General features: G+C 43.9%; 9 protein-coding genes. All 9 read right to left on the reverse strand.

Annotation, left to right across the window (positions count from 1 at the left end; all coding sequences use genetic code 11):
- Positions 1 to 23: 23 nt before the first annotated feature.
- The 9 genes from FFM78_RS12230 to obgE all read right to left on the reverse strand — a co-directional run bounded on the left by FFM78_RS12230 (position 24) and on the right by obgE (position 10,542).
- Positions 24 to 542, reverse strand: coding sequence for an adenine phosphoribosyltransferase (locus FFM78_RS12230; RefSeq protein WP_137638682.1), 519 nt, complete (start codon positions 540 to 542; stop codon positions 24 to 26).
- Positions 532 to 2,868: a single-stranded-DNA-specific exonuclease RecJ gene (recJ, locus tag FFM78_RS12235; RefSeq protein WP_137638683.1), complete on the reverse strand. Its 2,337-nt coding sequence runs from the start codon at positions 2,866 to 2,868 to the stop codon at positions 532 to 534. The genes FFM78_RS12230 and recJ overlap by 11 nt, the downstream gene beginning before the upstream one ends.
- A gap of 62 nt (positions 2,869 to 2,930) precedes the next feature.
- Positions 2,931 to 3,305, reverse strand: coding sequence for a LapA family protein (locus tag FFM78_RS12240; RefSeq protein ID WP_137638684.1), 375 nt, complete (start codon positions 3,303 to 3,305; stop codon positions 2,931 to 2,933).
- Positions 3,306 to 3,326: 21 nt separating this feature from the next.
- Complete coding sequence (locus FFM78_RS12245) at positions 3,327 to 4,118, reverse strand: SDR family NAD(P)-dependent oxidoreductase (RefSeq protein ID WP_137638685.1); 792 nt, start codon at positions 4,116 to 4,118, stop codon at positions 3,327 to 3,329.
- Between the two features lie 18 nt (positions 4,119 to 4,136).
- Positions 4,137 to 5,084, reverse strand: coding sequence for a ribonuclease Z (gene rnz, locus FFM78_RS12250; protein WP_137638686.1), 948 nt, complete (start codon positions 5,082 to 5,084; stop codon positions 4,137 to 4,139).
- 189 nt (positions 5,085 to 5,273) lie between these two features.
- The gene (locus FFM78_RS12255; protein WP_137638687.1) at positions 5,274 to 6,593 is read right to left on the reverse strand and encodes a sensor histidine kinase; all 1,320 of its coding nucleotides are present in this window, start codon (positions 6,591 to 6,593) and stop codon (positions 5,274 to 5,276) included.
- On the reverse strand, positions 6,590 to 7,276 hold the full coding sequence (locus FFM78_RS12260) for a response regulator transcription factor (protein WP_137638688.1): 687 nt from the start codon (positions 7,274 to 7,276) through the stop codon (positions 6,590 to 6,592). Before FFM78_RS12260 ends, FFM78_RS12255 begins: the two co-directional genes overlap by 4 nt.
- Positions 7,277 to 7,336: 60 nt before the next feature.
- Complete coding sequence (locus FFM78_RS12265) at positions 7,337 to 9,214, reverse strand: acyltransferase family protein (protein ID WP_137638689.1); 1,878 nt, start codon at positions 9,212 to 9,214, stop codon at positions 7,337 to 7,339.
- A gap of 32 nt (positions 9,215 to 9,246) precedes the next feature.
- On the reverse strand, positions 9,247 to 10,542 hold the full coding sequence (gene obgE, locus FFM78_RS12270) for a GTPase ObgE (RefSeq protein ID WP_137638690.1): 1,296 nt from the start codon (positions 10,540 to 10,542) through the stop codon (positions 9,247 to 9,249).
- Between the last annotated feature and the right edge of the window lie 505 nt (positions 10,543 to 11,047).

Below are 11,047 nucleotides of genomic sequence, written 5' to 3' on the forward strand. Positions count from 1 at the left end.
AGTGTTCCCGTAGGAACACTTTTTTAGTACTGCAATAAAGCCAGCATATCATAATCTTTAATCTTTTCACGGCCACCTAAATCCTTTAACTCGATCAAAAAGGCGGTTCCGACCACAATTCCACCAAGATCTTCAACTAACTGGATCGTTGCCGCAATCGTTCCGCCAGTGGCTAATAAGTCATCGGTTACCAACACCTTTTGTCCCGGTTTGATCGCATCCTTATGCAAATACAAAGTCGATTGACCGTATTCTAACCCGTAACTAGCAGAAACCGTTGGCCGCGGTAATTTTCCTTTTTTACGTGCAGGCGCAAAACCGAGCCCTAATTTATAAGCTACGGGGCAGCCGACAATAAAGCCACGTGCTTCAGGACCAACGATCATGTCGACACCCTTATCTTGTGCATAGGCGGCAATCTGATCAGTTGCTTCGCGATAAGCCTCACCATCCGCCATCAATGGTGAAATATCACGAAAGATGATCCCCTTTTCCGGAAAATCTGGCACGCTAGCAATATAATCATGTAAATCAACTGACATTCCTTTTCGCTCCTTCATCTGGCACGGTGTGTGCGTTTAACCAATTTTTAAGTTCTGAATACTTACTGTAGACCAGCACTTGTTCCGCGTTCATTTGCTGTTGCCGTTGCTGGTAGCTGGCTGCACTTTGTAGCGCAGCTTTTGCGGGCTGGGCGACTCCGTCCATAACGCCCTCAACTATTTTAACAAAACCTAAGTCAGAAAACACTTGAATCATGAAAATTAATAAGTCTTTTTTCAGCTTTAAATATTTTGCTAAAGTTGGCAATTGTGTGCGTAAATTGATTCCTTTATGCGTCGTTGTAAATTTAAAAAGACGCGCAAACTCCCCGCGTGTCGGCAGCCCAGCTAAATATACAGGATGCTGCATGTAGAAAAAGGCAACCAAGCGCTCATATTCAGTCTGATGCTGTTGTAACAAGGTCTGTAAATCCGATAAAGCCGGTGGTAAATCAACCAAGACTAAGGTCGCACCGACCACTTTAAAGTCCGCACTAGCTAAAACCGCAGTTGCATCGGCCGGTAAAAAAGCTGTCAATTGCTGCTGTAACTTTGCGGAAAAGAAAACATAAGTTGCCGTATAAGTGAATAAATGACGGGTCAAATGGGTGGTGCGCTTATCAATGATCTCAAGACCGCTGGTAGCCATATCCGTAAGTTGTAACTGTAGGGTTCGCCGACCCTGCCATTCATTTTCGCCAAGCTCACCAACAACGGTCACGTGATCGGCCGCTTGCAGGTCGTCAGCGTATTGCCCCTTTTGAAAAGCAATTACATCTAAACTAGTAGTTTCAGTAGTCAATTTAAATTTCAAATGGGCATGATCGGCACCAATCGCCCGAACAGCAGTGACTTTTTCCGGCGTGATCGCAATTTTCGGTGCCGGATTATCCGTTCCAAATGGAGCCAACTGCCGGCTAGCTTTTAGAAAATCGCTGGTTACCTCTGGAACGGTTAACTGTAAATCAACGGCTAAGGTATCATTAGCCTGCTGACTAAGGTCAACTGCAGTGGCCTGTGCTTCTAAACCAGCCGCTAAAGCCGGTAAATTGGCGGCTGGCAAGACCAATCCTGCCGCCATATGATGACCACCAAAGCTAGTCATCAAATCGCGAGAATGATCTAAAGCACTGAATAAATTAAATGCTTGGACACTACGACCAGAACCTTTAAGGGTATGATCATCTCGCTGGGTCAGCACTAAAGTTGGCTTACCTGTTGCATCAACAATGCGACTGGCTACAATACCTAAAACACCTTCATGCCAACCTTCATGAGCCAAAACCAAGGTTTGTCGTTGCTGATTTTCTGGCGCTTGTGCCATGGCCAATGCTGTCGTTGCGATCTCCTTGACATACTGCTGGCGCCGCTCATTTTGCGTTTGCACAAATTTGGCTAATTCCGTTGCCTCGTCAGGGTCAAAAGTGGTCATTAATTTGACCCCATCTTTAGCATCACCTAAACGACCCAATGAATTTAAGCGTGGCCCAATGGCAAACCCAATGGTCTGTTCATCAAGGGAGGCTTGTTCAATTCCAGCAACTTGACATAATGCATTGATCCCTGGCCGTGTAGATTGTTGTAGTTGCTGTAAGCCAAGGCTGACTAAAACCCGATTCTCATCCGTTAACGATACCAGATCACAAACAGTACCGATCGCAGCTAAATCGAAGCTGTCGCTGGCAGTTTCTTCTAATAAGGCACTGGCAACTTTAAAAGCCACCCCAACACCGGAAAGATCACCAAACGGATATTGACCGGCTGGATGCCGCGGATGAATAATGGCAAACGCTGGTGGTAATTCCGGCGGTAATTCATGATGATCAGTAACGATCACATCAACGCCTTGTTTTTGGGCATAAGTAATTGGTGCGTTGCCACTAACACCGTTATCAACGGTGATGATCAATTGCGTCCCGGCAGCAATAATTTTTTCAAAGGAAGTTTGATGTGGCCCATAGCCTTCGCTAAAGCGATCAGGAATATAAATAGTCACATTAGCGCCTAATGACTCCAGGGTTTCCAGCATAATACTTGTACTGGTCACGCCATCAGCGTCATAATCACCGTAAATAGTGATCAGTTGATTCGCCTCAATTGCCTGCCGAATCCGCGCCACAGCTTTAGCCATATCAAATAATAAAAGTGGATCATGCAGTTGATCCACTCCCGGATTTAAAAATTTTTCAATTGTTGCTTGTTCAGTTAACCCACGATTGATCAATAAACGGATAACCGCCGGTGCCAGTTGACATTTTTGCGCCAATTCAGTCACCAGGCTTGCTCGTGGTTGTGGCAGATACTGCCAAGTATAACGGGATTTCACTACGTTTTTCACACTCCCAACCAAACTATTATAACAAACTACCCACTGATTGAAAGTTTTGTTTACTTTTTACTAGCCGTTGCCGAATTGGCGGCAGTTTTTTGTTGTAAAGCATTAATCTGATCTTCTTTTTCGGCTAATTGTGTGTTCAACTTAGCCGTAGCTGCGGCCACAGCCTGGTCGATGGCAGTATCCTGTTGTTTTTTCTCTGCCGTCAAGGCCTTGACCTGCCGCCGTAGGCCTAAAGCGCTCATCGTTGAAACTAACACGGTTACCACTGCGCCTAATAGCAATGACACAATAATAACAATGATCAGTGGCCACTTCGCACTACCAAAACCAAATTGAACCGTGACGGGAGCAACATTTAAAACTGCAAAGATCACGATCACTAAGGCCAACAATAAAACTAGAACCAAACGCCATTGATTTTTCATCCCATTTTCCTCCAATACTTTCTATTTACGATCAAATAATGGACTGGCAATCAAATGATCCGCCAAGGCCGGAAAGATTCCGCGTAAACGGGCCGCTACTTCCATTAAACGCGGCGCATTGATTTCCCGCTGTTGTCGTTGAATACCGCGGATGATTCGAGTTGCCAGTACTTCTGGCTCCAAAGCGATACGGCTAACTGCAGCGGCGTACTGATCAGTTGGATCGGCGATATGGGCAAATTCGGTTTTGATCGGTCCTGGATTAACCGTCAGCACATGAATATTAAATGGCCGCAACTCCATTCGTAAGCCATTGGAATAGGCGATCACGGCTGCTTTTGCTGCTGCATAGCCGCTGGCCTTAGGCGTCACCAGTTTACCCGCTTGGGAGGCGATATTAACGATAGTCCCTTGGTGTAAACCGGCCATACTTAACCCGATCTGTTGCGTCAATTGCATCAAACTTAAGACATCCAATGTAAACATCTGCTTCAGTTTAGCTTGTGGTAGATCTAAGGCTGATTCAAAATAGCCGACGCCTGCGTTATTGATCAAAACATCAATAGCACCAACCTTTTGTTTCAGCACTTTGATCAGTTGATCGATCTGCGTTGGTTTAGTTAAATCGACGCGTATCGCGTACGCCTGTTGTCCCGAAATAGCCCGTGCCTGGGCCGCAACTTGCCGCAAACGTTCGCCTCGCCGAGCACACAATACCACGTTAGCACCTGCAGCGACCGCCGCATAGGCTAAGGCGGCGCCTAAGCCACTGGAAGCTCCAGTGATCAACACAGTTTTATTTGCTAGATCCATTGCACGATCCTCCCAACATTATTTAGTGATCGGTTGATGTTTTGCTAACGGAACTTCAACTTGATCAAAATCCTTCATCACCCGCGTATTAGGAAAAATCTGCCGTGCTTCAGTTTGCAGTTGATGTGCTGCCTTGCCCACATAACGCGCTGAAATATGAGTCAATAATAATTGTTTAACGTGTGCCTTTTTAGCGACCTCAGCAGCCTGGGCACTGGTGGAATGATAATAATTATACGCCATACGCCCATCTGGTTGACCAAATGTACTCTCATGGACCAACACGTCGGCATTCGCCGCTAAGGTATAACTGTTAGCCGTACGCCGGGTATCTCCTAAAATAGTAACGATGCGGCCTTTTTGAGCCGGGCCGATGAAATCACCACTTGGCAGTACTTGACCGTTAGCTAAAGTAACTGCTTTACCGGCCTTGATCAGACCATATTCTGGTCCCGGCTGCACACCAGCTGCTTGTAGCTTAGCTACCAGTAATTCACCTGTATGATTTTTTTCGATCACCCGGTAGCCAAAACTGGCAATTCGATGATCTAATTTACGACATTCAACTCGAAAAGTATCATCTTCAAAAACCTGACCATTATCACTAACTTCCACATACTTGATCGGATAAGTCAAACGTGAATCAGAAACGCGCAGACTAGTCTGGACATAATCCCGAATTCCCTTTGGTCCATAGATTGTCAACGGTTGTTTGCCCCCCTGAAAGGAACGGCTACTTAAAAAGCCAGGCAAGCCAAAAATATGGTCACCATGTAAATGCGTAATAAAAATTTTTTCTACCTTACGCGGCCGGATAGTGGTGCGCAAAATCTGCTGCTGCGTGCCTTCACCAACATCGAATAACCAAACTGCATTTCGTTCATCTAATAATTTCAGCGCGATACTAGTTACATTGCGGTAACGCGCTGGTGACCCTGCGCCGGTGCCGAGAAATTCTAATTCCATCAGTTCATTCATCCATTTCTATAAATTGCTGCGTCCACCGTTAAAGTTACGGCCATAATTAAATAACGCAACGTGTTCATTATATTTTAATTTTGTCTGATCCTCAAATATATCTATTTAATCAGTCTTTCCCTCATTGCGCAACTTAAATTCCCTACACACAAAATAAGCGCGGGACCAGGCTCGCGCTTATTGCTGATGGTGCTCTTTGATATGTTCAATGGGGAAACTTAAAACGAAGCGGGAACCGTGGGGCTCATTGGTCAACACTTTAACGGTTCCTTGATGACTGTCAATGATCCACTTAGCAATGGCCAAGCCTAGGCCGTTGCCGCCAGTGTGACGGCTATGCGACTTATCTTCACGATAAAAACGCTGAAAAATTGCTTTACGATTTTCCGGCGCAATACCGATACCGGTGTCGGCCACTTCAACTTGCCAATGATTACCATGAATCTGCGCTTTAAACTGAACTTGATCACCAGTTTGTGTATATTTAAGCGCATTATCCAACAAGATAACTAATAACTGGTGGATCCGCTTTTGATCGATCATTTGTGCATTATCCAAGTCGATTTGCGCCGTAAAGGTTTTGTCCTGGCTGGCGGCAATTTCGGAATAAGGCGCGATCACCTGCTCCAAAAACGACTTCATTTGCGTCGGTTGGCGCGTTACCTGAGTCATATTCGAATCCGACCGCGCCAACATCAGTAAATCACGGGTTAACTGATTCAGCCGCCGTGTTTCCGCTAATGATAAGGCGATCGGCTCCATTTGACTGATGATTTTCTCATTCGGCTTAGTCAGTAAAAGTTCCATTTTACTTTGAATGATCGTTAAGGGCGTCCGCAGCTCATGGGCGGCATTGGCCACAAAATCTTGCTGCTGCTGCCATGATTTTAAAATTGGCTTCATATTCCAACGGGACAAGAAGTAACTGAGCAGAATCGATAATAACCAGAAGAAAAGCATTGTTAAAATCAAGATTCGCCGAAAGCTTTGAATAGCCTGATCTTCTGAATCAATATTTTGAATGATCTGCACATAACGTCCAGCGTAAACTTTCGAGGTGTTGCTGGCTGGAACTTTGACCAATAACGATCTAAATTTACTGCCATCATCCGTGGTCAAACTAACGATTTTACCGCGTTGCTGCCGTTTTAATTTAATGTTCGATAATAACGAGTAAATATCGCCTAACATCTGTGTATTAGTCACTTTACCTTTACTATCATAAATCAGAAAATTAACCCGAAAATCCGGCGGCGGTGTGCCCTGCTTGTGGACAATTTTTGTTCGAACGTTGTTTTTAGATTTAACGTTACTTTTAAATTGGTTCAACAACAACTGACTGCGTTTCATTTCCAAGCCTTGATCAACATTACGGTAAATTTCGTGCTGGAAGGACAAGTAAACAATCGTCCCTAAGCTGATAAAAATAATCGCAAAGCTGATCAATTCCGTAATAAATAACCGAATTTGTTGCTTGTGATTAACAACCTTTTTCATGCAGTCACTTCCACCATATAGCCAACATTGCGCAGCGTTTTGATCATTGTATCCGCTTGGTATGGCTTTAATTTTTTACGTAAATTACTCATATAAACCTCCACCACAGTAATACTGGTTTCCGAATCAAACCCCCATAGTCGATCAAAAATCTGTTCCTTGGTAATGATCGTATTCTGATTTTCAACTAAGTAAACCAACAAATCAAATTCTTTACCGTTTAAACGAATTTCATTGTTCGCCACGACCACACTGCGATTTTGCAAATTAATACTCAAACCAGCGATCTCAAGCACATTTTCCTGATAGAAATGACCACTGCGTTTTAATAACGCTTTGATCCGTGCAATCAGTTCTTCACGGTGAAATGGTTTAGTCAAATAATCGTCCGCACCAATATTGAAACCATGTAACTTATCGTCGATGCCATCTTTAGCCGTTAAAATCAACACTGGTGTTTCGATTCGCTGTGCGCGGATCGCCTTTAAAACATCGTACCCATTTTTACCTGGCAACATTAGATCTAAAATAATTAAGTCATAAATGCCTTGCGTTGCCGCAAATTCGCCTTCTTCACCATCGTAGACCTGATCGACATCCAAAAAATCGGTAATAAAGTCACGGACACTGGCAGACAATTCCACGTCATCTTCCACAAGTAATGCTTTCGCACTTTTAACCATTGCTAACCCACCTCATTTTTTCTAATGTGCCTAGTATAAATAAACTAACTTAAATCTAACTTAATCTTTAGTTCGTTGCAGAATTTGCTGCGCAATAAAATCAGCGTAATGTTGTTTGCCTTTTTCATTGGGGTGAACCTGATCGGCGTAAAACCAATCTGGATGCTTATTGCTATAGTCATACCAATCGATCACCGTCAAATTAGGCCAGCGTTTAGTTGCCTTCTGCAGCGAGGCATTCACTGAATTTTGCCAACTACGAGTCGGCACCCGCACATTGACCCAGAAAACCTGGCGCCTAGCCCCGACAGTACGCATAATAGTATCCAACTGCTGATCGGTAAAGGCACCATTGGTTCCTAAACCAACTAAAACCGTTTGTGCCAGTACCCCTTTCTTAGCATAACTGGCTAAAATTGCTTGGCTACTGCGCACTTGTCGGCCCACGGACGCATTGGCGATCATTTGCGGAAAAATCTTTTGCAAACTATCCACACCGTCCAACATTACAGAGTCACCAACTCCGACCAACGGCATCTGCGCTGCTTGTTGCATTTGCGTAGGCGTTAGATCACCAACAGTCGCAACACTACTGCTGGAACTGCTATTGGTCGAACTACTACTGTTCTTAGTTGCCGCTTGCTTTTGCCGTTTCTTAGCCGCTGCAATCAATTTAGCATTACGGGCTGAATTAGCCTTCGCATTACGCTTAATATTACGGGCCAAAGGCGTATTATCAGTTGTTGCGTGTGTTGGTGCCTGAATCGCACCCACTAAACCGATCACCAACACCGTCAGTGCCGGAATAGCCCACAAATGGTACCGACTACGGTGCGTAAATAAGCGCCAATCCAGATGGCTAAAGGGCTTTTCAATAAAGCGATAAGACAGCTCACTGATTATCAAAATCAGGCCAATTTGAATCAAATTGTGTAGCCACGGTAAATGGGCAATATTCTGAACTTGATTTTCATAAAAAATCATCACCGGAAATTGGTAGAGATAAATACCATAGCTTCGCTTGCCGATCCAAGTAAAAAGCGGATTAGTCAACCAACGATTAACACTTGCTCCTGGATGGACCACTACTGCCGTTAACAAAACTACGGCAATTGTGAACAAAACCATCCCGCCGCGGTAAAGAAACGTACTTTGCGCATCAATCTTGAAATACATGAGAATCGTGATCACAAGGGTCACGACGCCAATGCCATTCAGTAAGCGTCGTTGTGGTCGGCCAATACTTGGTTTTAAAATTGTACTTGGCCATACTAAAGCCAGCGCCGCACCAAACAAAACCGCAAATAAGCGTGTATCCGTACCGTAATAGACCCGGCTGGGATCATGCCCCGGCACATAAAGTATCGCCATTAACAAGGCAGATATCAGTCCTAAACCAAACAAAATATTGGCAATTTGGTGACGGTGCTTCGTAAACACTAATAACGAAATAATAAGGATCGGCCACACTAAATAAAGTTGACCCTCGATCGATAAAGTCCATAAATGTGTGAACGGTGATTCATTATGCGCAAAACGGGCAAAATAAGACTGTCCATGCGCAATTTGCCACCAATTGTAAACATATAAGAGATTACTCCAAAGAATGCCCCGCAACTGTGCTAATAGTTGCCGCTGGAACAACGTCATGTACGCTGCTGTAGAAAAGAGCATCGTCACTAGTGCTGGATACAAGCGAGCTAGTCGTCGCCGATAAAAAGACCACAACGCAACATGTCCATTTTGGTCCCACTCTTGCACTAATAAATCAGTTATTAGATAGCCAGTTAGTACTAAGAAAATAACGACACCTAGAAAACCACCAGGTATGCTAAATGGCATTAAATGATACAAAATAACCCCAATAACTGCGATTGCTCGCAGCCCATCAATACCGGTGATGTAGCGGCTGTTTGCCAATCTTTTTTTGTGTTCCATTATTTGCCACAACCTATTTCTTTAATTCAAGCCTATTCAACAAATTCAAAAGTGAATTCATCAATTTGGACGAGGTCACCATTTTTGGCGCCTGCTGCCCGCAACGCTTCATCAATGCCCATCCCGCGTAACTGACGTGCAAAGCGCATAATGCTATCATCATGATCCAGATTAGCCATTTGGTATAGGCGTTCAACCTTTTCACCAGTGATCACGAAGACACCTTCAGCGTCACGTTCGATCTTAAAGGCCGCTGTTTGATCGGCAGTGTAATCATAATTTTTCTCAGTGGTCACGGCTTCATCAGTATACATTGGAAAGGCCGGTGTCGCTTCTAATAAGTCAGCGGTTGCTAACAACAAATCGTTTAGGCCTTGGTGAGCAATAGCTGCAATCGGAAAAATTGGTGCTTCAACTTTAGCCGCAGCTAATTGCGTTTTAAAGCTAGCTAAATTTTCAGCGCTATCTGGCATATCCATTTTAGTGGCCACAATAATTTGCGGCCGTTCTAGCAAGCTGGGATCGTACTTAGCTAATTCAGCATTAATTTTTTCATAATCGGCAAACGGCTCTTGTTCGTCCACACCACTCATGTCCACTAAATGAAGTAAAACTCGCGTCCGCTCAATATGCCGTAAAAATTCGATTCCCAAACCAACGCCGTTAGCCGCGCCTTCGATCAAGCCTGGCATATCAGCTGCAGCAAAACTCCGACCGTCAGGCAAACTGACCATCCCTAAATTAGGCACTAAGGTCGTAAAATGATAGGCACCAATTTTAGGTTTAGCACTGGTGATCACTGACAATAAGGTTGATTTACCCACCGATGGAAAACCGATCAGGCCTACGTCGGCTAACAATTTCAATTCTAAGCTCACTTGAATTTCATTACCAGGTTCGCCATTTTCAGCAATTTCTGGTGCTGGATTTCTAGGCGAAGCAAAATGAACATTGCCCCGGCCACCACGACCACCTTTAGCAATGACTAATTCCTGCTGATCCTCAGTTAAATCACCTAATAGCTGATCATCGTCTGCCCGCCGAACTGTGGTGCCCGGGGGAACACTGATATAAGTGTCTTTGGCCCCACGGCCGGTCATTCCTTTATTCATTCCATTTTCGCCGCTAGCAGCCTTAAAGATCCGCTTATAGCGAAAATCCATCAATGTCCGTAAGCCTTCGTCAACTTTTAAAATAATACTGCCACCACGGCCACCATCGCCGCCGGCCGGCCCGCCTAACGGTACAAACTTTTCGCGCCGAAACGCTACCATACCGTCACCGCCACGTCCTGCTTTGGCCGTAATCCTAACTTGATCTATAAACAAGTTCAGTTCCTCCTCAAATGATGATTAATTGAAATTTTAATGTGCCTATTAGCACTTCGTTGATTGTCATTTTTAGTTGATAAAATCGGCTACGCCTATCCTAAACTAACCCAATATTGAAAGTCTAGTTACAACACTTGACGTAACCAAAACAAAAAAGCATTAAAATTTGAACATCCATTTAATTGTAAAGAAAAAAGTGGGTGCTGTCTATAAGTTAGACAAACAAATGTGCGCTTGTTGATCAACTAATTTTTAAATTTCCCATAAGATAGCTCGGGTAGGCCAAAATATCGCTTCGTTTTTTAATCCAATTTCACATAGATAACTTTTATTAATTTAAAAATATGTGGGTACGTTTGCTTTTAAAATTATGTTGGGTCTTTAAGGTAATAATTATCTTAGTACGTGTGGTGCTAGTTTGTAACATTTAGAAATTTAACAAAAAAGTCCAACCCAGTTAGACTCATAAGTGACAAAACTTAAAAGGAGTAATAACTGTGTT

It is taken from the genome of Loigolactobacillus binensis (assembly GCF_005405165.1).
GTDB classification, from domain to species: domain Bacteria; phylum Bacillota; class Bacilli; order Lactobacillales; family Lactobacillaceae; genus Loigolactobacillus; species Loigolactobacillus binensis.

Bases quoted from the DNA above. Each gene is read 5' to 3' on its own strand.
- FFM78_RS12230 (WP_137638682.1), bottom strand. From the start codon at position 542: ATGTCAGTTGATTTACATGATTATATTGCTAGCGTGCCAGATTTTCCG.
- FFM78_RS12240 (WP_137638684.1), bottom strand. From the start codon at position 3,305: ATGAAAAATCAATGGCGTTTGGTTCTAGTTTTATTGTTGGCCTTAGTG.
- FFM78_RS12245 (WP_137638685.1), bottom strand. From the start codon at position 4,118: ATGGATCTAGCAAATAAAACTGTGTTGATCACTGGAGCTTCCAGTGGC.
- rnz (WP_137638686.1), bottom strand. From the start codon at position 5,084: ATGGAATTAGAATTTCTCGGCACCGGCGCAGGGTCACCAGCGCGTTAC.
- FFM78_RS12255 (WP_137638687.1), bottom strand. From the start codon at position 6,593: ATGAAAAAGGTTGTTAATCACAAGCAACAAATTCGGTTATTTATTACG.
- FFM78_RS12260 (WP_137638688.1), bottom strand. From the start codon at position 7,276: ATGGTTAAAAGTGCGAAAGCATTACTTGTGGAAGATGACGTGGAATTG.
- FFM78_RS12265 (WP_137638689.1), bottom strand. From the start codon at position 9,214: ATGGAACACAAAAAAAGATTGGCAAACAGCCGCTACATCACCGGTATT.